The following is a 25,255-nucleotide window of genomic DNA, read 5'->3' as shown; positions in this document are numbered from 1 at the left end:
TACGCCCTGTTGATTCCAGGTCGCCTCGTGCCGCCGCGGGCGTCCGCACCTTGACCGGATGGTCGCTGGGTCCGCTGCACGACGTCGTCGACCGCATCGAGTTCGGTCAACTGCCTCTGGTGGAAGCCCTGGCCGGGCGACTGGCCGACACCCGGCGTCCCGTCCATGACGCGCTCGCCCGGTGGACTGAGCACGCCGTCCGGAGCTACTTCACCGCCGTTGCGAAGATTCCGTCCCTGCCCGGAGTGCCGCTCGACGAACCGCTCGAACCCGTGTCCCGCATGTGGGCCCGCCAGCGGGGACCGCTGAAGCCCGGTCACCCCGACGTGTACGAGGAAGTGGTGGGTGACCGCAGGTACGCCGGCCACGGCGTCCGTGAACTCCGCTTCGTACGCACGGGGTCGGTGGCGGAGCGTCCGGGAAGAGAACCGGACCGGCCCCGGGACGCGGCGGAGATCGCGGTTGCCGTGGGCGTCCTGGCCGGTGGGAGGCCTGTGCTGAGCTCCAAGTGGGAGCGGAAACCGCTGCGGCTCGGGCAGTTCGAGCCGGCCCGTTTGGTTCGCCTCGTGGAGATCGGCTGCGCCGACGCCTCGTACCGCGTGCTCTTCGAAGGCACCCCCGAGGAGGCGTTCGCCCGGTACGACACGAGCGTCGAGGACCGCATCGACGCAGTGATCGCGGGCGGCACGTACCGACCCGGGCAGGACTGCGGCAGGTGTGCCGCCGTGGCCGACTGCCCCGAGGTCCCGTCCCGGCCCGGACTCCTCGGTGTCGCCCACGCGGGGCTGCCGCGCCGCTCCTGGTCGATGACGACCGGACGCACGCACCGCACGTGTCCGGCCCGAGCCCACCTGGAGGACCTGTTCCTGCCGCGGGGCGGCTCGATCGAGAACACCGAAGCGGTGGTGCGCGGCCAGGCCGTCCACGCGTGGATCGAGCGTCTGCACCGCCGCACCCCGCAGCGGGCCTGCGCTCCCGACGACATCCCGACCTCACACGAGGCGTGGCAGTGCGGCAGGTGGGCGGTGACCGGCCTGCAAGCCCGGCTCGGCATCCAGATGATCGGCGACCACGCCCTCGTCTGCCCGTTGCGGGACCGGCCGGACGGTGCCGAGGCCCACCCGGAGCGTTCCGTCGTGGTGTACGACCCCGAGGCCGACATCGTCGTCATCGCCAAGGCGGACCTGCTCTACCGCGTGGCCGACCGCTGGACGCTGCGCGAGACGAAGACGGTCAGGACGCTGAGCGAGGGGGATCTGCTGGAGCGGTACCCGCAGTTGGCCCTCGCCGTGCGGCTCGCCGGCGCGGGTGTGCTGCCGGGTGTGGAGCACTGCCGGGTCGAGCTGGAGCGGCTCACCGGCAGCGGTCCGGTCGTGACCGAACTCGATGTCACCGCACCGGACGTGGCCGCCCGGGCCCAACGGGTCCTCGAGGAGTACGTCTCGCCGTGGTACGCCGATGCCCACCATCCGCCGAAGCCGGGCAAGGCCTGCGACGACTGTCCATTCACTCGGTGGTGCCCGGCTGCCAAGGAGACGAAGGAAGTGAAGAAGGAGGCAGGCGCATGACAGAGTGGCTGGCCGGGCCGCGGGACGATCCGGGCGAGCGCGCTCACCGCGTGGTGGCCGCCGCCCTGCGCGCCGCCTACGCGTGGACGGTTCGGCAGCAGCGGCACGACGCCCTGCGCGAGGTGGCGCGGATGACCGGCGTTGTCATGGAGGCCCACGGGCCCGGTTCCGGGCCGACGACTCCGCTCGGCCTCGTCGCCAGCTTGCGCGGGGGGCTCGGCGGGCTCCCGGCGGTCGCTGCGGGCGCGGACGAGGACATCGCGCAGGCCGTGCTCCTCGACGGAGAGGACAGGCTCACGGCGGACGCGTACGACCTGGCGTGCGAGTACGCGCTGCCGGTCGGTGGTCTGCCCGAGTCCGAGCAGTGGTTGCCGACCTGGACCTGGATGCGGGCCGAGGACATCCGGCGCCGGACCTTCGCCGAACTCATCAAGGGCGACGGCCAGGAGAGCTACGTGGCCTCGCGGCAGTTCCTCGTGGAGCACCCGGCGGGTTCCCTGGCCGAACTGCGCGACCGGATCAGTGAGACCGGGGCGCGGCCCCCGCGCCACGGGTACACCGGCATCCCCGCCGACCAGCTGTACCACGCACCGGGTGGGGAGCAGTGGTGGTGGCCCTGTGCCGTCTGCAAGTGGCCGATGAGTGTGACGGGCCCGACCGTGCGCTGTCGGTACCGTCCGCACGCCGCGGTGTACCAGCTGGCCAGGGGCAGGAAGCCGGCCTTCCGGCCGACGCTGCGGCGGGTCGATGAGGGGCGGCCGCGCCTGGGTGTGCCGTCGGCCAGATCCGCGGACGGCGCCGGATGCGTGGAGTTCGGCGTCTGGCGGTTCGTTGTGGTGCCCGGGGCGAGCGAACTGAGGGTCAAGCAGACCCTTGAGGCGCTCGGCGCGACCGTCGCGCTCTGGCCCGACCGGGACCGCTGCGACCTGCGCGTACGGGCCGGCGGCAAGGAGTTCGAGGTCGACCTCAAGGAGTACCGCTCCCCGCATCGGCTGATCGCCGACCTCCGGGCGAAGCCACCAGGCGTCCGGGTCCTGCTGCCGAAGACCCACGAGCACCAGTTGGGGACCTTGCAGACGGCCATGCCGGCTCTCCGGGTCACCACCGAGACGAAGTTCTGCACCGAGGTACGACGAGCACTGAGGACGGCATGAACACTTCTGTACGGACGGCCGAGCGTGTCTTCCCCCGCCTCATGGGCGCGGCAGCCGGGCTTGCGGCCTCTTTCTTCCACGTCGAGGACGGCGGCGGATTCAGTCGGACGACCACCCGCGACGACGTCCTTTACGTACTGGACGGGCACATCGCGGACTGGACCGGATGGGCCCGGCTCTCCCACAAGGACGCCCGCCGGTTCGCCCGGCTGCTGCGGAGGCGCCCGAACCAGCTGGCCAACGCAGAGGCCGCCGGTGCCGTGCTCGACGGGTTGCTCCGCGGCGGCGGGATCCCCGGCTGCCGCGTGGTCGACGGCACGGAAGACGGCCCCGCCCTCGTGGTGGTCGACCCCGGCATGCCGCTGCCCGACTTTGTCGATGGCCTCCTGGCCGAGCTCGACAGCCTGTACGCGGCGAAGAGCCGGGTCCTGCCGTCCGCGCAGGCCGGACCGCACACGACCACCACCAGGGTCTTCCGTCAGGGCACCCGCCAGCAGAGCTTCGTCGACTTCCACTACGACATCCACCCGCACCACGTCGATCCCGGGCACCCGATCCCCACGGTCATGGACGCCCCCGCTCTCCTCGACCACTTCGTGCCCTTCGGCGAGTTGAGGGAGATCGCGGCGCGGATCGACCGGGCCGTTCAGGAGCGGGGCGGGAGCGCCTACCGGGAGAAGGCGGTGCGGCGCTTCGAGGAACAGATCCGCTCCCGCAGCGGTGAGCGGGTCGAAGGCCTGGACCTGACCGCGGGCAGCATCAACGAACTCCTCGCCTACACGGGCTTCGGGAAGTCCGTCGTGCTCATCGAGACCTTCGCCTGCTGGGCCGTCCGCCACGGCATCCCCGTGGCCTTCGTCCTGCCGACCAACGCGGACGTGGTCCGGTCCGTCCACGGCATCGAACGCGCCCTGACACTCTGCGGTACGGAGTCCGAGGGCGGCGTCGTGCCACTGGTGTCCCCCCGGGCCCTGATCAAGGTGGCGGAGACGGCTGCGGCCCGGGTCACCGATGACGGCCCGGACGCCGACTGGATCTGGCGGCGTTTCGGGTACGGTTGCGCGCTTGCCGCGGTGGCCGGTTCCGATGACGCCGTCGACCGGTGGCAGCCCGGCAGCGAACCGTGCGCGAAACTGCGCAAGCCGACCTGGGGGCGCGTCAGCACCACGGTCTCCTGCTCCTGGCGGACGACCTGCGGTCGCTACCGGGCGGCACGCGAGGCGTGCACGGCGGACATCATCGTGACCTCGCACGCGAACCTGCTGCTCGGCGTCCTCCAGACGCCGGTGGAGGACGGATTCGGCGGGGACGACCGATTGGCCGTCGAGGAACTCCTCCTGCGGCGCTGCCAGATCGTCGTCATCGACGAGGTGGACGTCTTCCAGAGCACCGCGATCGACCATGCCGGACGCCATCTCGTGCTCGACGAGGCCGGGCGGACCAATACGCCCTTGCGGAAGTTCGACCAGGACTTCGCGGCGGCCTTCGGCCGTCTACGGGACGAGGTGGACGCCGGCGTCCGCGATGCCTACTTCGCCCTGCGCTACCTGTCCGAGACCTATGTGAGCCATCTGACCTACGAGCGGCTGGGCGCCACCACCCCCGCCAAGGGGCTCCGCCCGCGCGGCCCGGGCCGCTACTGGATGGTCCCCCAGCGCTGGGACGTCTGGCTGACCGCCCGGCTCTTCGGCCTCGACGACGAGAAGGTCGAGGCCGGGCAGTTGGCGCAGTTCCACTCGCTCTTCCTCGGCGAGGGCTCGCCGTCCGCCGACGAGCCCGCGTCCTTCGCGTTCGCACGCAAGCATCTCGCCGACGTGGTGACCGGCGGGTCGGACGGCGGGTCCCTGCCGCTCGCGCGCGCTGCCCTCGAACGCCTCGTCAAGGACGTGCCGGAAAAGCACCGGACCACGGCCGTCAACCGGATTCTGCGCCGGGCCATCCTCGAACGCATTCGGCTGTTCCTGCACCACCTCATGGCCAGCAACGCCCAACTCGTCGACATCGAGGTCGAGTCAGCCCAGGAGATTGCGGACGCGCTGGGGACGTACGGCCGTTGGCGCGTCACCCCGACCGGCCCGCTGGGGCGGCTCGTCTTCGCGTTCACCGAGTACTACGACGACACCGGCGGCGAACCGGCGCGCCTGTCGACGGCTGCGTTCGGCGGAGACCCCCACACCTACACCGTGGGGCTCGGCGACACCACCGCACTGGCACGTGCCGGAGTCCGCCGGATCGTGCTCGGGATGTCGGCCACGTCGTACTTCCCGGGCGCCCCTCACCACCACCTCCACACCACGCCGAAGTGGTCGGTGTCGGACGAGAACCCCGACTCCGTCACGATCCTGCCCGCCCCGGTCCACGACGAGCAGGGCCGGGCGCGCCGGGTCTCCGGCCTCGACGGGACCGAGCGCGCCGCGGCGACGCGTCGGATCGCCACGGACCTGTGGAAGGAGCGGCTGCGGCCCGAGCTTGCGCGGTTGAAGAAGGACGACCCAGGCCGGGCCCGCGTGCTCCTCGCCACCACCTCGTACGTGGCCGCCCGGCACGTGGCGGAAGGCCTTTCCGCGGCCGGTGTCGCCCCGGCCCGCATCTGTCTGGCGGTGCGACCCGGCACCTACGCCGACGACCAGGAGGTGGCCGTAGAGGCCGGACACTGGCGGGAACTGCCGGCGGACCGCCTGGAGGAGTTCCCCGGCCTCGACGAGGCCGACATACTGATCGCCCCGCTGGCCAGAGTACAGCGGGGGGTGAACATCATCGGCGAGGACGACAAGTCCGCGCTGGGGTCCGTATGGCTGATCGTCCGGCCGATCCCGCTGATCGACGAACCGGCCGAACTCATCGCCCACATCCAGTCCCACGCACTGGCCGAGCACCGCGGTCCGTCCGGTGACCCGCAGGCCCTGCTGGCCAGGCGCCGCCGAGTGGCCGGTCAGTACCTCGACGACATCGTGCGCCGGCCGCCGTACTTCCAGGCGCAGCCCCTCGACGTGAAGCTGGGCGTGGTCGCCGAGATCATGAACGGGGCGGTCCAGCTCCTCGGCCGGGCGCGGCGCGGCGGCACCAAGGCGACCCTGCACTTGGTGGACGGTGCTCTGCTCGACTCCGCGGGCGGCACCGACCTGGCCACCCTCATCCACAAGCTGCGTGACGCATGGCGGCGCGACGGAGTCCTGCCCGCCATGCACAGGTACTACGGCACGACGCTCGAGGCATTCCTCAAGTACGCCGACGAGAACGCCCAGGGAGGCCACCCGTGCTGACCACACTCGCCTACCGCGTCCGGCGTGCGGACCTGGACGCACTGCTGGGCACTGTCACGGCCTACCCCCTCACCGAGGAGTTCGCGGAGGCCTGGGAGAGTCTGCCGCAGCGCGAGGGCCAACGGCAGCTGCGCTACACGGCGTTGGCGTCGGGCCTCGTCGCCGCCACCGGCCGTCCCGTCAGGCTGTTCGGCACCTACGAACTCGCCGAGCAGGAAAAGGACACCGGCAGCCGGATGCTGCTCCTCACCAGTGACGCGGCCTTCGACGAACGGCTGAGGGTCGCCGTCCGCGCCTGGGAACGGCACGTGCGCGACGGCAAGGGCACCCTCACACTCTCCAGGCTGCTGCCGGAGCCCGAACCGGCACGGCCCTTCTCGGACTTCGTGCGGTTCCGGCCGGGCCAGGTGCCGGTCATGCCCGGCTGGGTGTTCCGCACAGCGGAGTGGCAGGTGATGCGGCAACTGGCCGCGGCACCGTTCCGCGTGGACGGGCGACCCCCCGTCGCCCTGACGATGGACACCGACGGGTCCCTGCTCGCCTGGGACCCGGACGACCTCATCGTCAACCGCACCGGAACCGCCTTCAGCATGCACAAGGTGACCGCCCGGCTGACCACCCGCGTCGGCGTCCAGGACCCGGTGCTCTGCTTCGACGCCCACCTGTCCCGCATCTCGCCACGGGGGGACTGGGCGAAGAACGTCTGGATCGACCGGCGCGAGGACGGCGCGCCCATCCTCCGGCTGCCGCTGCGGCACCGCTACGACCAGGAGACCGCAGCGTGGCGTCACCACCTGGACCCCGCCATCGCACGGATCCTCGAGGCGTGCCAGCTGTCGGCGCTGGCCATCCCCGACGAACTCCCGGACGTACCCGCAGACATCAGGCCGCAGCTGGCCAGCGCTCGGTTCCACGCCTTGGGCAACGGCCCCGGGCCCCGGTTCATGCTGCGGCTACACGAACACATCGTGGCCACGTTGCCCGCGCTCGTTCCCCTGCCCTACGGAGCCGACAAGCGCATCAGGCTGGCGCGCCGCGTCACGAGTTACGCCGCCGACGGCCTCCCGGTTGCCGCGGTCGGCCCGAGCGGATTCCAACGGGTCACGCTCGCTTGCGTCTACAGCACGGCCGAGGGCCGCGACCGTATGCTCGCCGAACTCCGGGAGCTGACAGGGCGTGCGGTGAGCTCGGAGCCGGGGGAGCCGCCGACATCCCTCAACGCGCGCTTGGACGTGGTGACCCGTTACTGCCCGGAGCTGCTCTGCCACGACACCGTGAACCGCGCGGCCCACCTCGATTCGCTGGACGTGCCGTCCGGCGCCGACCGGCTGGTCGCCGCCTGGCTGGAGACCGAGCACCACCCCGAATCCCCGCGCCGTGAGCTCGATGCCAAGCCTCATCTGCGGCGACTGTTGGGCCACTTGGGGGTGCCCACCCAATTCCTCGCCACCGAGCCCACCGTTCTCCCACCGAAGGCCGCCGCACGCAGCGCAGAGGCCAAGAAGCACGCCGCACGGGCCGCTCTGCGGGACCTGTTGCGGGCTGCGGGGGTCATGGACGAGCGCTTGCTGGAGGCCGTAGCGGCGGGCGGACGGCCCACCGGGCTCAGCCGGAGTACCTTGCTGGTAGGCATCCACGCCCGCCGTCAGCAGACCGGCCAGGCGGGCACCCCCCTGGTCCTCACCATGGTCGCCCTGTACGTGGACCCCGACGACCTCGCGAACTGCCGGTTGTCGGTGTACAGCGACCGGCAGCAGGCGTGGGTCCGTGGTGCCGAAGGAACGGCGGACTTCCACGCCGGGGCCATCGGCACCACCCGCTTCGGGCGTACCGGCGAGAAGGCGGAGGTCACGCGCGACGTGGTGGAGGCACGGCTCGGTGCCCTGCTTGCACTGCAGCCCGAAGGCACGCCCGTGGTGGTCTTCGTCGACACGCAGGAGACCCGGACCATCTGGTCCGGACTGCAGAACGCGCACCTCGGCACTGGCCCGATCCCCGGGGGCGCCCTGCGGGACGGGGGCGCCGACGTCGCCGTCGTCCGTCTGAACACCGAGATCAGCGAGATCGGCCGCCCCGTCACCCGGCGGGAGAGGGCGAACATGCCGAGCGATCCGGCAAAGCCCGCCGCTCCCGACCGGAAGGTGTACCGGCTCGTGGGCGGCGACCGGCACTGCTGGCTCTTCGCGGGCCGCTCCGTGACGATCAAGGCAAAGGGCGGCGACCGGGGAGCGTCCTATACGCGCTGGACCCTACCGCCCGCTCTTAGCTCCCAGGTCACCGCGGCGTGGCACTCGTACACAGGCAAGGAGATCGTGGTGGTGAGCCCGGGTTCATGGGCCCCGGAGCAACTGGCCGCACTGACGGCGAGCCTGTGCGAGCAGGCCATTTCCTGGGACGACCGCACCCAGATGCCCGTACCGCTGCACATCGCAACCGTCATCGACGAGGACCACCCCGACTACCGGGCCGCCGGGGAGGACGAGGCCTGACGCCCTCCGCTGCGGGTCAGGACTCGGTGCCGCTCAGCGGCTTGAGGACAGAGGGGGGCAGCTTTCCGAGCGGTGGCCGCGCGTGTTCGCAGACGCCGGTCATCGCTCGGAGGAGTTCCTCGATGCCTTCGTCGGTCAGCTCGGGGATCTCATAGTGGTCCACCGTCCACGGCAGGAGAACATCGGCGACGTTGTCCACCGATTCGTGAGGGAGGACGACCGGGAGGATCTTGGGAGTCCATACGTCGCGTTGCCTGTGGAGCATCTCGTTGATGAGCACGGCCTCGCTTCGGACGCCGGGGTTGGTGGGGCCGGTCAGCTGGTCGTCGAACGCCATGCGACAGATGGGGGAGGCAAGGACGATGACGAAGTCCACCCGCTTGATAAGCCGGTGCGACCAGGAGCCCCAGTTCTTGCGCCAGTCGTTGTACCACTGGTCCATGTGTACGTCTACGCCGTTGCGAGCGAGAAGGCTGCCGAACTGCCGGGCGTAGTTCTTGTGCCGGAGTGTGTCGTGTGCGTAGCAGATGAAGGCTGAGGGGTGGTACTCCGCGCCGCGGTCCTCGACCGGGGCGGAGAGCGAGGGGGTGACGACACCCGGAGGGTCTGAGGCTGCGGCGAGGCCGATGCGGAACTCAGTCGGCAACTGTGTGGGGCGGTACGTGGTCTCAGGGCCGGTCTCGAGGTCGTATCGGGCGCTGAACCGGACGTCCTGCGCGGTCTGTCCGGCCGGGACGAGCAGGACCAGCCAGGCGGCGTGCGAGCCACCTCGGACGCCGGTCCCGTCGAGCGATACGTGCCGCCAGCGCATGCAGTGGCCGCCGATGCCGAAGGCGTCGATCCGATCGGTGGACGTCGGGAGCAGGACGTCCGCGGACGCGTTGTCCGCACACGGCACGTAGTTCAGAAACCGGTTGAGCACATAAGGCTTGGGGGTGTCGGCGAAGGTCCCGGAGCGCGGAAGGGCATCGACCACGGAGACGTGGTTCTCTTTCTCCTCCTGAGCCGAGGGGAAGGAGAAGGAGATCTCGAACCAGGGCATCGGTGCGGCGCCCGGCTCGAGCTCCAGGGTGTAATTGATCTTGACGAGGTGCGCGTCGTGCCCGTCGAACGTGCCTGCGGGAACGTCGATGGGGTCGATCTGCCACCTGCCCAAGGACACCGCACCGATCCGGGCGCCGTACGGCGCGGGTTCCATCCTCTTGCCACCCTCATCGACGACGGTGAGATCGATGCGGACGTCGCTCTGAGCTTCCACGGGTGTGCCTCTCGGTGTCTTGCTGTGTAGTGGCGTCACAGTAGGCAAGCCCTTGCCCTCTACGGGGCGCCGCCGATCGGCTGGCAGAGTTCTGGCACCTTTCTGACACCACGCGCGGGCCCGGCCCCGGGCATAGGGAGACGCGGCGAGGTGTAGGGCGAGAAATTCGGTGGCGCGGGAGCATGCGCGCCTTTATGTTGAGGGTGCTTCTTACGGCGGCCACCGGTTGCCGCCGTAGGCCGAGTCGAGAGTGGAGGTGTGGTCAATGGCTGTCGTTGCGATGGGTGCTGCCCGTGTTCGGACGTTCGTCATCACATCCACCTCCGTGGTCTCCGGCTGACCTCTCTCTCAGCGTCTTTCGCCGCGCCGTCGTGCGCGGGCCGGGGCCACCCTTGTGAAGGGTTCCCCCCTTGTCTTCTTCTTCCTTTTCCTCCTCGGCGTTCTCGGCGGACACCGACGCGCTCGCCGCGTACGGCTGGGACGCCGACTGGGAGACCGCCTTCGCCCCGTACGCGGAGCGCGGGCTGCTGCCCGGCCGGGTGATCCGGGTCGACCGGGGCAGCTGCGACCTGGTCGTCACCGAGGAAGGTGTCATCCGGGCCGACACCACGTACGTCACGCCGCACGACCCGCTGCGGGTCATCTGCACCGGGGACTGGGCTGCCGTGGACGCGCCCGGCGGCGACCCGCGGTACGTACGCGACTATCTGCCGCGGCGCACCTCCTTCGTGCGGTCCACCTCGTCCAAGCGGTCCGAGGGGCAGATCCTCGCCGCCAACGTCGACCACGCGGTCATCGCCGTGTCCCTGGCCGCCGAGCTGGACCTCGGGCGCGTCGAGCGGTTCCTCGCGCTCGGCTGGGAGTCCGGTGCGCAACCCGTCGTCGTGCTCACCAAGGCCGACCTCGTGCCCGACGCGGCCACCCTCGCCCACCTCGTGCAGGACGTGGAGACCGCCGCGCCCGGCGTGCCGGTCCTCCCCGTCAGCGCGGCGCACGGCGACGGCGTCGACGTGCTCTCCGCCGTCGTGTCCGGCGGCACCTCCGTCCTGCTCGGGCAGTCCGGCGCGGGCAAGTCGACCCTGGCCAACGCCCTTGTGGGGGCGGACGTCATGGACGTCCAGGCCGTCCGCGACGTCGACGGCAAGGGGCGGCACACCACCACCACCCGCAACCTCATCCCGCTGCCCGGCGGCGGTGTCCTCATCGACACGCCGGGGCTGCGCGGCGTCGGCCTGTGGGACGCCGGCAGCGGCGTCGGGCAGGTCTTCTCCGAGATCGAGGAGCTGGCCGAGGACTGCCGCTTCCAGGACTGCGCGCACGTCGCGGAGCCCGGCTGCGCGGTGCTCGCCGCCCTGGAGGACGGCTCGCTGCACCAGCGGCGGCTCGACAGCTACCGGAAGCTGCTGCGCGAGAACCAGCGGATCGTCGCGAAGACGGACGCGCGGGCGCGGGCGGAGCTGCGGCGGGAGTGGCGGCGGCGGGGGGCCGAGGGCAAGGCGGCGATGGAGGCCAAGCGGGGGCGGCTCCGGTAGCGCCTCCGTTCAAGCCCCGGGGTGCGCCCCCGTACCCCGGGTGCCCTGGGGCAGGCCTCGGTTGCCCGGCGCCGTGGTGCCGCGCCAGGTCCGCAGCGGAGATCGAAGCTACGTGTCCGATTTCCGCTAGCCGGGGCTCGGCGTGCCGCGCACACTGGGACGTGTGAGCGATCTCGACACCAGGTACGAAGCCGTCCGCAGTCGTGATGCCCGGTTCGACGGGGAGTTCTTCTTCGCCGTGTCCACGACGGGGATCTACTGCCGGCCGAGCTGCCCCGCCGTGACGCCCAAGCGGCAGAACGTGAAGTTCTACCCGACGGCCGCCGCCGCGCAGAGCCAGGGTTTCCGGGCCTGCCGGCGGTGCCGTCCGGACGCCGTGCCGGGGTCCGCGGAGTGGAACGTACGCGCGGACGTCGTGGGCCGCGCCATGCGGATGATCGGCGACGGGGTCGTGGACCGCGAGGGTGTCGGCGGGCTCGCGGTGCGGCTCGGGTACAGCGCCCGGCAGGTGCAGCGCCAGCTCACCGCCGAGGTCGGCGCGGGCCCCGTCGCGCTCGCCCGGGCGCAGCGCGCGCACACCGCGCGCGTGCTGCTCCAGACCACCGACCTGCCGGTCACGGAGATCGCGTTCGCGGCGGGCTTCGCGAGCGTGCGGCAGTTCAACGACACCATCCGCGCCGTGTACGCGCTGACGCCCACCGCGCTGCGCGCCGCCGCGCCCAAGCGGGGCGGAGGGCGGGCCACGCCCGCCGCGGGCATCCCGCTGCGGCTCGCCTACCGCGGGCCCTACCAGGCCGGCGCCGTCTTCGACCTGCTCGCCGAGGAGGCGCTGCCCGGCGTGGAGGACGTACGCGGCGAGCGCGGCACCCGCACCTACCGGCGCACGCTGCGCCTGCCGCACGCCTCGGGCATCGTCGCCGTCGAGGAGCGCGACCCGCGCGGGCGCGGCGAAGCCGGGCAGAGCGGCTGGCTTGAGGCCCGGCTGCACCTCATGGACCTGCGGGATCTGACCACCGCCGTGCAGCGGCTCCGCGGCCTCTTCGACCTGGACGCCGACCCGTACGCCGTCGACGACCGGCTCGGCGCGCACCCCGGGCTCGCGCCGCTGGTGCGCGCCCGGCCGGGCCTGCGCTCGCCGGGCGCCGCGGACCCCGAGGAGTTCGCGATCCGCGCGGCCGTGGGCCGGGAGGCCGCCGCGCGGCTCGTGGCGGAGTACGGCACGCCGCTGCCGTCCCCGTGCGGCGCCCTCACCCATGTCTTCCCCGAGCCCGCGGCCCTCGCCGGCCGGGTGCCGCTCGCGGCCGCGCTCGCCGAGGGCGTCGTACGCCTGGACGCGGGCGCCGACCGGGACGACGCCGAACGGCGGCTGCTCGCCGTGGACGGCGTGGACGCGGCGGCGGCCGCCGCCGTCCGCATGCGGGCCCTGGGCGACCCGGACGTGGCCCCGCCCGGCGAGCGGGTGGACGACGCGTGGCGGCCCTGGCGGTCGTACGCGGTACGGCACTTGCGCGCGCGGGCGCGTGCGGAGCGGTGGGGGCCGCCGGTCACCGGCTGAGCCGGCCGCGCCCGCCGCGTACCAGCCCGTCGCGACGAGGGCCGCGGCCGATGTCACCGTCAGACCGGTGGAGGCGAGGCTGCCGCCAGTGGGGCCGTCTCCGCCGCCCCCGTCGTCGCCGTCCTGCGCGAACGTCACCGGTACCCGTACGTCCTGCGAGCACGCACCGCGTCGTGCGGCAGGCGGTGGCCGCGTCCTTCGCGTCGAGGGTCAACTCGACCTGGAAGGAGCCGTTCTCGCCGTAGGTCCGGGCGAGGTCACCGCCGTGCGGCGGCGGGTCGTCGGAGATCCACGCCGAGGACGTGGTGCCGCGCCCTACGCCCCAACTGCCCCCGGCCTCCCGCCCACTGGCCCGCCGTCACCCCGCCTCCTCCTCCAGGCCCCAGCTGTGGATGCGCTTCGGATGGATGCGGATCAGCTCCTCGCTCAGGTGCGGCCCCAGCTCGTGCGGGCCGGTGAGCAGCTCCGCATCGCCGCGCACGTCCACGCCCCTGACCCGCCACGGCCGCTCGCTCACGATGTCGTCCACGACGAGCGCCACTTTCGGATTGGCCTGGAGGTTGCGCCACTTCTTGGTGGTGCCCATCGCGTAGCCGCCGATGAGGATCGTGCCGTCGTCCTGCGGGAAGAAGCCGACGGGGTTGGCCTGCGGCTGCCCGTTCGGGTCCACGGTGGCGAGCCTGCCAAGGCGCTGGGACTTCAGGTACGCGCGCTCGGCCGCGCTGAATTCGGTCATGGGGCGAGGCTGGCACGCGGGTCCGGCGCGCGCACCGGTGCGGGGGCGCGAGCCGCGGGCGGGTGCGGGGGCCCGGCTCTCGGGTCGTGGGCGGGGGCCGTGGTGTCGTCAGCCCCTGGCGAGGACCGCGCCCGCCCACGCCCCCACGATCAGCAGACACGCGTACAGTTCCACGAACACGTTCCAGCCGCCCGCGCGCAGGGCGGCCCGCACCGACGTCACGGCCTCGCCGCGCCCGCCGAGCCGCAGCCGCTCCGCCAGGTACATCCCGCCCACGAAGCCGGGCGCGGCGCCGAGCACCGGCAGGAGGCAGAACCCGAGCAGCGCCCCGGCCCCCGCGTACGCGGCCAGGCGGTGGCTCGCGCCGGACTCCTGGAGGCGCCGGGGCGGCAGCTGCCAGCGCACCGCCCGGGACAGCAGGAGCACCAGGGTCGCGCCCACCAGGACACCCCAGGCCAGGCCGTGCGGGTCCTGGAGCGCCCACCACGACACCCCGGCCCACACCAGCCACGAGCCGGGCACGCCGGGCACGAGCACGCCGCACAGGCCGAGCAGCATCACCACGCCGACCAGCGTGAGCTCCCACGCTCCCATCTGCCCAGGGTGCAGGAGCGGCCGTGAAACCGCAGGTCGCGTTAGTCCCGGTGCCCGTGGCCCGGGGCCCGGCGGCTAGGCGCGCCCCGGTCGCGGGCCGCCCGCCTCGCGGGCCACCCAGCCCCGTTCGTACGCGTGCCAGCCCAGCTGAAGGCGGGTCGTCACACCCGTCAGCTCCATCAGACGCTTGACCCGGCGCTGGACCGTGCGCAGGCCGAGGTCGAGCTGTTTCGCCACGCTCGCGTCCGTCATCCCGGCGAGCAGCAGCGACAGGACCTCCAGGTCCGTGCCGTCGGGCCCGTCCGCGGCCTCGCGCACCGCGCCGCCCTCGCCGAGCCGCAACGGCAGCGCGCCCCGCCACACCGCCTCGAACAGGCCCGTGAGGGACTCCAGGAGCCCGCTGGCGTGCACCACGAGGGCCGCGGGTTCCGCCGTCCGCGACGTCAGCGGCACCATCGCGAGCGAGCCGTCCGCGATCACCAGCTTCGTCGGCACGCTGTCCACGACCCGCACCCGCTCGGCCCGGCCCATCGCCTCCGCGATCTCGGTCAGGCCCGTCGGCGCGGCGAGCACCGCGCGCTCCACCACCACGCGGTGGGCGACGCCCCGGCTCGCCGCCCGGTCCTCCGCGTCGTTCTCCAGGCCGGTCACCGCGACCGGCCTGCCCGTCACCAGGGCGCACACCTCGCGGCTCGCGCCGAGCTGGAGCTGGAGGAAGCGCTGCGAGACGGCGGCCGCGCCCGTCACCACCTCGACCAGGTCGTGCACGGTGGGCTCGGCCTCTCTGCCCCGGTACTCCTCGGCGAGCAGCGTCGCCGCCAGCTCCGCCCGCTCCAGCTCGTGCCGCCGCTGGGTGAGCAGCGCGCCCAGGGCCACGCCGGGCGGCGCGGCGACCCAGCGGCCGGCCCGTCCCGAGGCCTGCGCGGCGAGCCCGTGCCGTTCGAGCCGGCGCAGCGCCCGCTCCGTGTCCGGCTCGGCGAGCGTGAGGCGGCGCGCCAGGTCCGGCACGTCGGCCGCCCCGACCGACACCAGCGCGCGGTACGCCGCCTCGTGCGTCTCGTCCAGACCTATAGCGGCCAGCATGCGGCGGCTCCCTCCCCGATCGTTCCGGCGCGTTCCTGCTGTTCCTCCCGTGGCTGGCGGAAACCGGCCACGGCGTGAACCCGCCGCGGACATCATCACCGCACCACCTGCCGGTCTGCCAGGGTGGCCTCCTCGCCGGGCCGCCCTCCCGTGGGGTGTGGGGCGGCCCGGTGCCGTCCGCCACCCCCGTTCGGCCCAGCTGGAATTTCCGGATGCACCGTTTTCGTACGGCCTGTGCGGTGGACAATAGGGGCATGAGCCAGCAGGGGGAGAGGCCCACCGGTCAGGAGGCCGACTGGTGGGCGCAGTTGTACGACGAGGCGAAGGACGACACGGGGCCCGCGGCCGCGGCCGATTCCCTGGACGACCGGTTCGCCTCCGCTGCGGGGACGGTGGGCGAGGCCGGGCCGCCCGGCCCGGCGGAGGGGTGCGCGAGCGGCTCCCCGGACGACCGCGCGGGCCCGGCGGCCCGGCCCCCGCAGGACGCCGCCCTCGCGGCGAAGCCCACGCAGGGCTCCCGGGGCGGCTCCTCCGCCCCGGCCGCGGCCGGGGAGCCGAGGGACGCCACCGCGTACGCCGCGGGCAGCGCGCGGGTGGGCCCCGCCGACGCCCCCGCCAGGCCGCCCGACGCCCCGGAGCGGCCGCGCCCGGCACCCACGCCTCCCGGCACCGAGACCGCACCACCGAGCGACCAGCCCCCGCCGGCGAGCACCGGCCCCCGCACCCCGGTCACCGAATCTCCCCGGGCCCCCGAGTTCCCGGCCCCACCGGCCAGGCCCCCGGCACCGGGCACCGAGCCTCCGGCACGAGGTGCTCCACCTCCGGCGCCGGGCGCCGAGCCGCCGTCACGAGACACCCCGCCCGCGGCGCCGGGCTCCACGCCCGGTGCCCGTGGCGCCGAGCCGGACCCCGAGCGCCGGGCCCCGGCCTCCGAGTTCCCGGCCCGTCCCGCCAGGCCCCCGGCGCCGCGCACCGAGCGCCCGGCGCCGGGCACCGAGCCGCCGTCACGAGACACCCCGCCCGCGGCGCCGGGCCCCACGCCCGGTGCCCGTGGCACCGAGCCGGACCCCGAGCGCCGGGCCCCGGCCTCCGAGTTCCCGGCCCGTCCCGCCAGGCCCCCGGGGCCGCGCACCGAGCGCTCGGCGCCGGGCACCGAGCCGCCGACACAAGACCCCACGCTCCCGGCGCTCGGCACCGAGCCCGATGCCCCGGGCGCCAGGCGGCGGGCCGCAGACACCGACGTCCCGGCCCCTCCCGCCAGGCCCCCGGGGCCGCGCACCGAGCGCCCGGTGCCAGGCACCGAGCCGCCGACACGAGACACCCCGCCCGCGGCGCCGGGCTCCACGCCCCGCGCCCGTAGCGCCGAGCCGGACCCCGAGCGCCGGGCCCCGGCCTCCGAGTTCCCGGCCCGTCCCGCCAGGCCCCCGGGGCCGCTCACCAAGCCCCGAGCACAAGGCACCGACCCCCAGGGCCCGGGCACCGAGAGGCGGGCCCAGGACAGCGACCCCCAGGCCCCGGCGATCGACCCCCAGGCCCCGGCGCCCGAGAGGCAGACCCCGGGCAGCGCTCCCCAGGCTCCAGGCACCGAGGGGCCGACCCCAGACGCCAAGCCCCAGGCCCCAGGCACCGAGGGGCCGACCCCAGACGCCAAGCCCCAGGCCCCAGGCACCCCAGCCCACGCCCCAGGCGCCCCCGCCAAGCCCCCCGGCGCGGAACCACGCACGGATCCCCCCACCTACCGCGCCCCCGCCCCCTGGACTCCCACCACCCCCTCCGGGCCCGTGACCTTTCCCTCCGCGCCCGAGCGGCCCGTGGTGCCGCCGAGCCGTGTCTCCTCGGAGAGCAGTTCCGCCACCGTTCCGGCCTCGCGTGGACCGGAAGAGGCCGATGCGGCCCTCGCGCTCCCGGCCAGGGCGTACGTGGGGGACGGGCCGCCGACCTACGACGCCGAGCCGACCGGCCTGCCCGCGGCCGACCCGGACGACCTCGGCAGCCTCGTCGCCGACACCGTGCTCGACGGCGCCCGGTACGGCGTCAGCACGCTGCGCGCGGTCTCCGTACGCGGGGACTCCGCCCGGTACCGGGCCGAGCCGCGCAGGGACGCGCTGCTCACCGCCCGCTTCGGCTCCGGCGACGACGCCCTCGTCCTGGTCGCCATGGCCACCGGCGCCCGCGCCACCGCGGGCGCCCACCGCGCGGCGGCCGACGCCTGCGCGTGGATCGGCCGGGCCGTGGGCCGCAGCCACGCCCGGCTCGCGCAGGACATCAGGGCCGCGCGGCGCGGCGACCTGAAGTCGGGCCTGCACCGGCTCACCGACCGCAGCCTCGGCAAGCTGCGCGCCCGCGCCGCCGACCTCGGGCTCGAACCGGAGGAGTACGCGGCGTCCCTGCGCTGCCTGCTGCTGCCCGCCGACCCGCGCTGCCGCACCCGGGTGTTCTTCGGCGTCGGCTCGGGCGGTCTGTTCCGGCTGCGCGGCGGCGAGTGGCAGGACATCGAACCGCGCGTCGCCACCACCACGGGCGCCGCCGTCGTCAGCTTCGGCTCGCCGTCAGCCGAAACCCCCGAGGGCGACCGGCTCACCATGGACCTGGGCATCACCACGCCCCCGAGCCCGTACGAACCCGCGCCCGCCCCGCCCCGCGACCCCTTCCGCTTCCGCGCCTCCGTCGCCCGCCCGGGTGACACGCTGCTGCTGTGCACCGGCGGCCTCGCCGAACCGCTGCGCGGCGAGCCCGAGCTGTCCGGTCACCTCACCCGCCGGTGGGCCGAGGGCGGGCCCCCCGGCCTCGCCGCGTTCCTCGCCGACATCCAAGTACGGGTCAAGGGATACGCCGATGATCGAACGGCCGCGGCCGTTTGGGAGGCGTGAGCGCGCGCCCTGTGAATTCATGGACCCATAGCGACCGAAGGGGTGCATGAAGACATGGCCAAGCAGACCGTCGCCGAGCAGTTCGTCGACATCCTCGTCCGCGCCGGGGTCAAGCGGCTCTACGGAGTCGTCGGTGACAGCCTCAATCCCGTCGTCGACTCGATCCGGCGCACCTCGGGGATCGACTGGATCCAGGTCCGGCACGAGGAGACCGCCGCCTTCGCGGCCGGCGCGGAGGCCCAGATCACCGGCGGCCTCGCCGCCTGCGCCGGCTCCTGCGGCCCGGGCAACCTGCACCTCATCAACGGCCTCTACGACGCCCACCGCTCCATGGCGCCGGTGCTCGCCCTGGCCTCCCACATCCCGTCGTCGGAGATCGGCCTCGGCTACTTCCAGGAGACCCACCCCGACCAGCTGTTCCGCGAGTGCAGCCACTACAGCGAGATGATCTCCAACCCGAAGCAGATGCCCCGGCTGCTCCAGACCGCCATCCAGCACGCCGTCGGCCGGTCCGGCGTCAGCGTCGTCTCGCTGCCCGGCGACATCGCCTCCGAGCCCGCACCGGACAAGGCCGCCGAGACCGCCCTCGTGACCTCGCGCCCCACCGTGCGCCCCGGCGACACCGAGATCGACAAGCTCGCCGCGATGATCGACGAGGCCGACAAGGTCACGCTGTTCTGCGGCAGCGGCACCGCGGGCGCGCACGCCGAGGTCATGGCCTTCGCCGAAAAGCTCAAGGCCCCGGTCGGGCACGCCCTGCGCGGCAAGGAGTGGATCCAGTACGACAACCCGTACGACGTGGGCATGAGCGGGCTGCTCGGCTACGGCGCCGCGTACGAGGCGACCCACGAGTGCGACCTGCTGATCCTGCTCGGCACCGACTTCCCGTACAACGCCTTCCTGCCCGACGACGTGAAGATCGCCCAGGTCGACGTGCGGCCCGAGAACCTGGGGCGGCGCTCCCGCCTCGACCTCGCCGTCTGGGGCGACGTGCGTGAGACGCTGCGCTGTCTGACCCCGCGCGTCTCGCCGAAGAGCAGCCGCAAGTTCCTCGACAAGATGCTCAAGAAACACGCCGACGCGCTCGAAGGCGTGGTCAAGGCCTACACCCGCAAGGTCGAGAAGCACGTCCCGATCCACCCCGAGTACGTGGCGTCGGTCCTCGACGACCTGGCCGACGACTCGGCGGTCTTCACCGTCGACACCGGGATGTGCAACGTCTGGGCCGCCCGCTACCTCACCCCGAACGGCAAGCGCCGCATCATCGGCTCCTTCAGCCACGGCTCCATGGCGAACGCGCTGCCCCAGGCGATCGGCGCCCAGTTCGTCGACCGCGGGCGGCAGGTCATCTCCATGTCGGGTGACGGCGGCTTCACCATGCTGATGGGCGACTTCCTCACGCTCGTCCAGCACGACCTGCCGGTGAAGGTGGTCCTCTTCAACAACTCGTCCCTGGGCATGGTGGAGTTGGAGATGCTCGTCGCGGGGCTTCCCTCGTACGGCACCGCCAACCACAACCCCGACTTCGCTGCCGTGGCCCGGGCGGCCGGGGCCTACGGCGTGCGCGTGGAGAAGCCCAAGCAGCTCGCGGGCGCCCTCAAGGACGCCTTCGCCCACAAGGGGCCCGCCCTCGTCGACATCGTCACCGACCCCAACGCCCTGTCCATCCCGCCGAAGATCAGCTCCGAGATGGTCACCGGCTTCGCCCTCTCCGCCAGCAAGATCGTCCTCGACGGCGGCGTGGGCCGCATGCTCCAGATGGCCCGCTCCAACCTGCGCAACATCCCCAGGCCTTGACGGCTCCGGGCGCCCGGGCCGGGAAGCGGGCGGTACGCCTCAGGCGACCGCGGTCCCCTCCAGCTCGACCATCAGGTCGGGGATCGCGAGCCGCGTCACCCCGAGCATCGTGGTGGTCGGCGCCACCCCGGCCGCGCCCAACCGCGACGCCAGCACGCCGTAGTGCTCGAAGAGCCGGTCGACGTCGGTGGTGTGGACGTTGAGCCGCACCAGGTTCGCGAGGGACATGCGGGCCTCCCCGAGCACGGCCTCCAGGTTGTCCAGGGCAAGCGCCAGCTGTGCCGCCATGTCACCGGCGTGCAGGGGCTTGCCGTCCCCGCTCATCGCGGCCTGCCCGGAGCAGTACAGGGTCCGGGTCTGTCCGGAGACGATCTCCCCCTGGCTGTACCCCAGTTCCACCGACCACGTCCACGGGTTGACCGTCGATCGCTCCATCGTCACTTCAGCTCCATTCGACTCACTGGAATCACGTACGTCTCACTGGAATCACGTACGTCCGAAGGCCCCGTAGCCAGGGCCTCGGGGTCACAGGGGCAAGCCTCTCCACGAATCACGACACCCTTCGTCATGTATTCGCTACCGTTCTCGCATGCGTGCCGACCGGCTGATCTCGTTGGTGTTGCTGCTGCGCCAGCGCGGCCGGCTGACCGCGGCCACGCTGGCCCGTGAGCTGGAGGTGTCCACTCGTACGGTGCTGCGCGACATCGAGGCGCTGTCCGCCGCGGGCGTCCCCGTCTACGCCGAGCGCGGCCGGCGCGGTGGGTTCGCGCTGCTGCCCGACTTCCAGACCGACCTCACCGGGCTCAACCGCGACGAGGCCCTCGCCCTGCTGGTCGCCGGGGCGGGGCGCGGCGAGCAGGTGTTCGGCCTGGGCGCGGCGCTCGCATCGGCCATGCGCAAGGTGGTGGACGCGCTGCCCGAGAGCCATCGGGCCGCCGCGAGTGACGCCGCCCAGCGGCTGCTCATCGACCCGGAGACCGATCTGCTGTCCCACCGCCTGGTCCCCGAGGAGCTGCCCGGCGCCGCCATGGTCCAGGTCCGGCGTGCGGTGCTCTCCGGTCATAAGCTGCGCATCCACTACGCGGCCCCGGACCGGGCGCCGCAGTGGCGCACGGTGGACCCGATCGGCCTCGTCATGGCCCAGGACCGGGCCTACCTGCTGGCCACGCGGGCCGGCGCGGACCGCACCTACCGGCTGTCGCGGATGCTGGCCGCCGAGGAACTCCCCGAACCGGCGCAGCGGCCGGACCAGGTCGACCTGGACCGGATCTGGCGGGAGCGCTGCGCGCGCTTCCTGACCGCCGGCGACCAGGTCACCGTCCTGGCACGAGTGGACCCCGCACGGCGGGAGGAGCTGGTGGGCACCGCGCTCGCCGTCCGCGCCGAAGGGGCCGACGCGGATGGGTGGCCGCGCCTCGAAGTGACCTTCCAGGACGCGCGGCACGCCGAGTGGGCACTGTGGCAGCTCGCCGCCGACGCGGAGGTCTTGACGCCGGGTTGGCTCCGCACATCGCTGCACGCCCGCGCGGCGGCGCTCGCCTCCCGCTACGCCGGCCCTTGACCCTGGCCGGGTATCCCCTTCCCGGACGAGGGGGCTCCGCCCCCTGGGACCCCCGCAGATCGGCGCTCCGCGCCTCGTCCTCGAACGCCGGACGGGCTGGAAGATCCGTGGCACGGCTGGATCTTCGTCTGCGGCCCGCAGGTTCAGCTTCCTGCGAAGTGTTCTCGTACCAAGGTTTGCACCACGGGCAGGTCGGACGCGATCAGGGCGTCGAGGAGGGCCGTGTGTTCGGCCGCGTCCGCGACCAGGTCCGCGTGGCGGGCGTGGACGGGGCCGGTGACGAGGGGCCACTGGGACCGCCGGTGCAGGTCGTCCGCGACCTGGACGAGCTGTCCGTTGCCGGAGAGCCCGAGCAGCGCCCGGTGGAAGGCCCGGTCCGCGTCCGCGTAGCGGGCCCGGTCACCGGCCGCCGCGGCCACCACGGTCGCCTCCGCGAGCGGCCGCAGCGCCTCCCACCGCCCGGCGGGCACGCTGCGGGCGAGCCGCAGCATCACCGGGACCTCTATCAGGGCCCGCACCTCGGCCAGCTCCCCCAGCTCCCGCGCCCCGCGCCGCGTGACCCGGAACCCCCGGTTCGGCACGACCTCGACCGCGCCTTCGACGGCGAGCTGCTGCATGGCCTCGCGCACGGGCGTCGCGGAGACGCCGAGGCGCTCCCCGAGGGCGGGCGCCGAATACACCTCGCCGGGCGTCAGGTCGCCGTCGACGAGCGCGGCCCGCAGGGCGTCGAGGACCTGCCCGCGCACGGAGCTGCGCCGCACCCCGGCGCGCGCCCCCGGCTCCGCCCCGGCCTGCTCCGGGACCCTCGCGGTGGCGCGGGGGGCGGAGGCCTCCGCCGCACGCGCTCCGGCCCGCTCCACTGTTGCCTCCCGCTCCCGCGCTCCCGCGTCCCACCCGTCACGTAAGGGGTCGCGGCGTACGCGCAACGTACGCCCCGGATCACCCGAGAAGCACCTTAGGCGGACCGCTCCCCAGTTGAAACCTCGATCATGTTGGGTAAGGTTAGGCTTACCTGCAATCGATCGTGATTCGGCGGTCCCGCATGTCCCTCCCCACCCTGGAGCCCGGCGCCCGGCACTCGGCGCCCCGCCACAGCCCCGTCACGGGCGCCTACGCCCGCCTCACCGAGGTGTACCCCGGGCTGCGGATCCAGGAGCTGGCCGCGGGCGAACAGGTGCCCAGGGGAGACGGCTGGGTCCCGGTCGCGCGGCTCGCCGAGGCCGGGCCTGAGTTCGAGGAGTTCCTCGCCTGGGACGAGGCGCAGGTCCTCAAGGACTACGGCGTGCGCGCCCGCCCCGACGTCGTGGCCAGCTTCGCGCTGCACCGCTACGCCTGGCCCGCCGTCCTGCTGTTCACCGTGCCGTGGTTCCTGCACCGCCGCGTGCCGCGCTACCCCGTGGAGCACGTCTCCTTCCAGCGCGAGCAGGGCAGGATCGCCGTGCGCCCCACCGCCTTCGCCTGCCTGCCCGGCGACCCGGCGGCCGCGTTGCCCGGCGCCACCGTCGTCCCCGACGAGGAGGCGCTGCGCGCCGAGGTGCGGGCCGCCGTGGCCGAGCACCTGGGCCCGCTCCTCGACGGCTTCGGGCCGCGCATGCGGCGCCGCGGCCGTGCGCTGTGGGCCATGGCGACGGACGAGATCGTCGAGGGCATCTGGTACGTCGCCCACCTCCTCGGCGAGGAGGAGCGCGCCACCACCGAGCTTGAGCGGCTGCTCCCCGGCGCCACCAAGCCGTACGTCGGCACGGCGGCCTTCCGCGAGCTGACCGGGCCCGACGGCGAGAAGCTGCCCACCCGCGACCGCGCGAGCTGCTGCATGTTCTACACGCTGCGGCCCGAGGAGACATGCGTCACCTGCCCGCGCATGTGCGACGCGGACCGCGCCGCCAAGCTGGCCGCCACGGCCGCCGCCTGACGCCCGCGGGCCCGCCCGAACGGGCCCCCGTCACCCCTCCGCACGCGCTTAATCGAACTCAACTCTCATACGCCTGGCAGTAGTTCGAACGATTCCCGGCGTGGCGCGGTCCTTGCCACCCACTTGGCGTCCTCTTGCCGGAAAACCCCTTGAGCGCCGTCGGGCGTGGGTCACTATGGCGCCCGAAACGCCCTACCGCGACGCAAGGGACCCCAGATGAGACTGACCGACATATCGCTGGACTGGCTGCTGCCCGGCGGCGTCCTGCTCTTGGGCATGGCAGTGGCGGTGGCGGTGCTCGCACGGGGCAAGAAAGCCCAGACGAAGACGGCCGCCGCCGAAGACTCGTGGGAGCGCAACGAGGAGCGCCGCAGGCGCAAGGAGGTCGTCTACGGCACCGCCTCCTACGTCCTCCTCTTCTGCTGCGCGGCCGTCGCCGCGGCCCTCTCCTTCCACGGCCTGGTCGGCTTCGGCCGGCAGAACCTGAACCTGTCCGGCGGCTGGGAGTACCTGGTGCCGTTCGGGCTCGACGGAGCCGCGATGTTCTGCTCCGTCCTCGCGGTGCGCGAGGCCAGCCACGGCGACGCCGCGCTCGGCTCGCGGCTCCTGGTGTGGACCTTCGCGGGGGCCGCCGCCTGGTTCAACTGGGTGCACGCGCCGCGCGGACTCGGCCACGCGGGCGCTCCCCAGTTCTTCGCCGGGATGTCCCTGTCCGCGGCCGTCCTCTTCGACCGGGCGCTCAAGCAGACCCGCCGCGCCGCGCTGCGCGAGCAGGGCCTGGTGCCGCGGCCGCTGCCGCAGATCCGGATCGTACGGTGGCTGCGGGCGCCCCGGGAGACGTTCGGCGCATGGTCGCTGATGCTCCTCGAAGGCGTGCGCACGCTCGACGAGGCGGTCGAGGAGGTCCGCGAGGACCGGCGCGAGAAGGAGCAGGCCAGGACCCGCCGCCGCGACCAGGAGAAGTTGTCGCGGGCCCAGCTGAAGGCCATCAGCCGGGGCCGCGGCTACCACGGGCGCGGGAGCCGGCAGGTCGACGTCCAGGCCGTGCCGCAGTCGGTGGGGTCCGCGCAGGTCGGCGCGGACCCTGCCATAGCGGCTCCACCGCAGCAGGAGCAGTTGCCCGTGCGGTCCCGCCCCTCCCTCCAGGCCGTCAAGGGCGGCCCTGAGACCGTGACGGTCGACCTCACGGCGGAGGACGACACGCAGACGATCCCGCGCCTCGACTCGCTCGAACGTAAACTGAAGGACCTGGAACAGCAGTTCGGCTGAACCCCGCGCGGGGCGCCCCGTGCGGGCTAGAGACCGTCCGCGTCCAGCTCGAACCACACCGCCTTGCCCACGCCGTGCGCCCGTACGCCCCACGCGTCGGCGAGGGACTGGACGAGCATCAGGCCGCGGCCGTGCGTGGCGTCGCCCGGCGACGGCGCCCGCACCCGCGGCCGCCGTCCCGTGAAGTCCCGGACCTCGACCCGCAGCCGCCGCGGCCCCACCGTCGCCGTCAGCACCGCGTCCCGGTCGGTGTGCACCAGGGCGTTCGTCACCAGCTCGCTGGTGAGCAGCTCGGCCACGTCCGAAGGCCCGGCGCGCCCCCAGCGCCGCAGCAGGTCCCGCAGCGCGGCCCGGGCCTCGGACACCGCCCGCAGATCGGAGCGCCCCAGCCTGCGCCGCAGCTGGAGCCCGCTCTGACTCGTCACACCGTCGACTTGATGGTCCTCTCGTCTCACCGAGGCCGCCCCCCTGTCGATGGCGGCACCTCCTCGCGCATACCTGACCATGACCCCCGCCCACAAGTCCGTCATCGAACATGCTCACGGGATGCATGCCCGCCCCACTTGGCCCCACTCATGTCCATTCGTCAAACAACGAAGCGGATGCGCCGATGG

18 protein-coding genes and 1 pseudogene are annotated in these 25,255 nt (G+C 73.4%); 11 read left to right on the top strand and 8 right to left on the bottom strand.

Annotated features, from left to right (window positions below):
* Positions 1-50 precede the first annotated feature (50 nt).
* Genes AC07GB_RS11245 through AC07GB_RS11230 form a run of 4 tightly spaced genes read left to right on the top strand, consistent with a single transcriptional unit; the run spans position 51 to position 8,474 of the window.
* On the top strand, positions 51-1,568 hold the full coding sequence (locus AC07GB_RS11245; RefSeq protein WP_478843898.1) for a PD-(D/E)XK nuclease family protein: 1,518 nt from the start codon (positions 51-53) through the stop codon (positions 1,566-1,568).
* Entirely contained in the window at positions 1,565-2,722 is a 1,158-nt protein-coding gene (locus AC07GB_RS11240; protein WP_478843896.1) for a restriction endonuclease-related protein, read from the top strand. Before AC07GB_RS11245 ends, AC07GB_RS11240 begins: the two co-directional genes overlap by 4 nt.
* Complete coding sequence (locus AC07GB_RS11235; protein WP_478843894.1) at positions 2,719-5,985, top strand: hypothetical protein; 3,267 nt, start codon at positions 2,719-2,721, stop codon at positions 5,983-5,985. The genes AC07GB_RS11240 and AC07GB_RS11235 overlap by 4 nt, the downstream gene beginning before the upstream one ends.
* Positions 5,979-8,474 carry an RNaseH domain-containing protein gene (locus tag AC07GB_RS11230; RefSeq protein ID WP_478843892.1) on the top strand — a complete coding sequence of 832 codons (2,496 nt, stop codon included), beginning with the start codon at positions 5,979-5,981 and terminating at the stop codon, positions 8,472-8,474. Before AC07GB_RS11235 ends, AC07GB_RS11230 begins: the two co-directional genes overlap by 7 nt.
* 16 nt (positions 8,475-8,490) lie before the next feature.
* Here the strand turns inward: AC07GB_RS11230 and AC07GB_RS11225 are convergent, their stop codons facing one another.
* The gene (locus AC07GB_RS11225) at positions 8,491-9,771 is read right to left on the bottom strand and encodes a toll/interleukin-1 receptor domain-containing protein (RefSeq protein ID WP_478843890.1); all 1,281 of its coding nucleotides are present in this window, start codon (positions 9,769-9,771) and stop codon (positions 8,491-8,493) included.
* Positions 9,772-10,142: 371 nt separating this feature from the next.
* Here AC07GB_RS11225 and rsgA point away from each other — a divergent pair, with 371 nt between their 5' ends.
* Positions 10,143-11,264, top strand: a complete 1,122-nt coding sequence (gene rsgA, locus AC07GB_RS11220) for a ribosome small subunit-dependent GTPase A (RefSeq protein ID WP_478843888.1) — start codon at positions 10,143-10,145, stop codon at positions 11,262-11,264.
* Between the two features lie 163 nt (positions 11,265-11,427).
* On the top strand, positions 11,428-12,819 hold the full coding sequence (locus tag AC07GB_RS11215; RefSeq protein WP_478843886.1) for a bifunctional transcriptional activator/DNA repair enzyme AdaA: 1,392 nt from the start codon (positions 11,428-11,430) through the stop codon (positions 12,817-12,819).
* A gap of 358 nt (positions 12,820-13,177) precedes the next feature.
* On the opposite strand, the gene AC07GB_RS11210 is transcribed toward AC07GB_RS11215, so the two are convergent.
* From AC07GB_RS11210 to AC07GB_RS11195, 4 genes are all read right to left on the bottom strand, one after another.
* Positions 13,178-13,555 carry a PPOX class F420-dependent oxidoreductase gene (locus AC07GB_RS11210; RefSeq protein ID WP_478843884.1) on the bottom strand — a complete coding sequence of 126 codons (378 nt, stop codon included), beginning with the start codon at positions 13,553-13,555 and terminating at the stop codon, positions 13,178-13,180.
* 108 nt (positions 13,556-13,663) lie between these two features.
* Positions 13,664-14,149, bottom strand: a complete 486-nt coding sequence (locus AC07GB_RS11205; RefSeq protein ID WP_478843882.1) for a DUF456 domain-containing protein — start codon at positions 14,147-14,149, stop codon at positions 13,664-13,666.
* Positions 14,150-14,224: 75 nt separating this feature from the next.
* Complete coding sequence (locus tag AC07GB_RS11200; RefSeq protein ID WP_478843880.1) at positions 14,225-15,232, bottom strand: helix-turn-helix domain-containing protein; 1,008 nt, start codon at positions 15,230-15,232, stop codon at positions 14,225-14,227.
* A 283-nt stretch (positions 15,233-15,515) separates the two neighbouring features.
* Positions 15,516-15,965, bottom strand: coding sequence for a hypothetical protein (locus tag AC07GB_RS11195; protein ID WP_478843878.1), 450 nt, complete (start codon positions 15,963-15,965; stop codon positions 15,516-15,518).
* A 1,180-nt stretch (positions 15,966-17,145) separates the two neighbouring features.
* Between AC07GB_RS11195 and AC07GB_RS11190 the strand changes: the two are divergent.
* Both AC07GB_RS11190 and AC07GB_RS11185 read left to right on the top strand, forming a co-directional pair.
* Positions 17,146-18,102: pseudogene (locus AC07GB_RS11190) on the top strand (protein phosphatase 2C domain-containing protein); the annotation flags it as partial.
* Positions 18,103-18,156: 54 nt separating this feature from the next.
* On the top strand, positions 18,157-19,899 hold the full coding sequence (locus AC07GB_RS11185; RefSeq protein WP_478843876.1) for a pyruvate dehydrogenase: 1,743 nt from the start codon (positions 18,157-18,159) through the stop codon (positions 19,897-19,899).
* A 39-nt stretch (positions 19,900-19,938) separates the two neighbouring features.
* Here the strand turns inward: AC07GB_RS11185 and AC07GB_RS11180 are convergent, their stop codons facing one another.
* Positions 19,939-20,334 carry a RidA family protein gene (locus AC07GB_RS11180; protein WP_478844294.1) on the bottom strand — a complete coding sequence of 132 codons (396 nt, stop codon included), beginning with the start codon at positions 20,332-20,334 and terminating at the stop codon, positions 19,939-19,941.
* Positions 20,335-20,488: 154 nt separating this feature from the next.
* Here AC07GB_RS11180 and AC07GB_RS11175 point away from each other — a divergent pair, with 154 nt between their 5' ends.
* Positions 20,489-21,460: a helix-turn-helix transcriptional regulator gene (locus AC07GB_RS11175; protein ID WP_478843874.1), complete on the top strand. Its 972-nt coding sequence runs from the start codon at positions 20,489-20,491 to the stop codon at positions 21,458-21,460.
* A gap of 143 nt (positions 21,461-21,603) precedes the next feature.
* On the opposite strand, the gene AC07GB_RS11170 is transcribed toward AC07GB_RS11175, so the two are convergent.
* Positions 21,604-22,320 (bottom strand): GntR family transcriptional regulator, encoded by a 717-nt coding sequence (locus AC07GB_RS11170; RefSeq protein WP_478843872.1) that lies wholly within the window; start codon positions 22,318-22,320, stop codon positions 21,604-21,606.
* A gap of 182 nt (positions 22,321-22,502) precedes the next feature.
* On the opposite strand from AC07GB_RS11170, the gene AC07GB_RS11165 reads away from it, so the two are divergent.
* Together AC07GB_RS11165 and AC07GB_RS11160 are read left to right on the top strand one after the other, a co-directional pair.
* Positions 22,503-23,372, top strand: coding sequence for a (2Fe-2S)-binding protein (locus AC07GB_RS11165; protein ID WP_478843870.1), 870 nt, complete (start codon positions 22,503-22,505; stop codon positions 23,370-23,372).
* A gap of 216 nt (positions 23,373-23,588) precedes the next feature.
* Positions 23,589-24,641, top strand: a complete 1,053-nt coding sequence (locus AC07GB_RS11160) for a DUF2637 domain-containing protein (protein ID WP_478843869.1) — start codon at positions 23,589-23,591, stop codon at positions 24,639-24,641.
* A 26-nt stretch (positions 24,642-24,667) separates the two neighbouring features.
* On the opposite strand, the gene AC07GB_RS11155 is transcribed toward AC07GB_RS11160, so the two are convergent.
* Positions 24,668-25,147, bottom strand: coding sequence for an ATP-binding protein (locus AC07GB_RS11155; protein ID WP_478844292.1), 480 nt, complete (start codon positions 25,145-25,147; stop codon positions 24,668-24,670).
* Positions 25,148-25,255: the final 108 nt, after the last annotated feature.

Source organism: Streptomyces sp. NPDC045778 (assembly GCF_056431945.1).
This window is presented reverse-complemented; position numbering and strand designations above follow the sequence as displayed.

What these genes read in the sequence shown, in the direction of transcription:
- AC07GB_RS11240 (WP_478843896.1), top strand. Translation starts at nt 1,565, where the DNA reads ATGACAGAGTGGCTGGCCGGGCCGCGGGACGATCCGGGCGAGCGCGCT.
- AC07GB_RS11235 (WP_478843894.1), top strand. Translation starts at nt 2,719, where the DNA reads ATGAACACTTCTGTACGGACGGCCGAGCGTGTCTTCCCCCGCCTCATG.
- AC07GB_RS11210 (WP_478843884.1), bottom strand. Translation starts at nt 13,555, where the DNA reads ATGACCGAATTCAGCGCGGCCGAGCGCGCGTACCTGAAGTCCCAGCGC.
- AC07GB_RS11205 (WP_478843882.1), bottom strand. Translation starts at nt 14,149, where the DNA reads ATGGGAGCGTGGGAGCTCACGCTGGTCGGCGTGGTGATGCTGCTCGGC.
- AC07GB_RS11200 (WP_478843880.1), bottom strand. Translation starts at nt 15,232, where the DNA reads ATGCTGGCCGCTATAGGTCTGGACGAGACGCACGAGGCGGCGTACCGC.
- AC07GB_RS11185 (WP_478843876.1), top strand. Translation starts at nt 18,157, where the DNA reads ATGGCCAAGCAGACCGTCGCCGAGCAGTTCGTCGACATCCTCGTCCGC.
- AC07GB_RS11180 (WP_478844294.1), bottom strand. Translation starts at nt 20,334, where the DNA reads ATGGAGCGATCGACGGTCAACCCGTGGACGTGGTCGGTGGAACTGGGG.
- AC07GB_RS11175 (WP_478843874.1), top strand. Translation starts at nt 20,489, where the DNA reads ATGCGTGCCGACCGGCTGATCTCGTTGGTGTTGCTGCTGCGCCAGCGC.
- AC07GB_RS11165 (WP_478843870.1), top strand. Translation starts at nt 22,503, where the DNA reads ATGTCCCTCCCCACCCTGGAGCCCGGCGCCCGGCACTCGGCGCCCCGC.
- AC07GB_RS11160 (WP_478843869.1), top strand. Translation starts at nt 23,589, where the DNA reads ATGAGACTGACCGACATATCGCTGGACTGGCTGCTGCCCGGCGGCGTC.
- AC07GB_RS11155 (WP_478844292.1), bottom strand. Translation starts at nt 25,147, where the DNA reads ATGGTCAGGTATGCGCGAGGAGGTGCCGCCATCGACAGGGGGGCGGCC.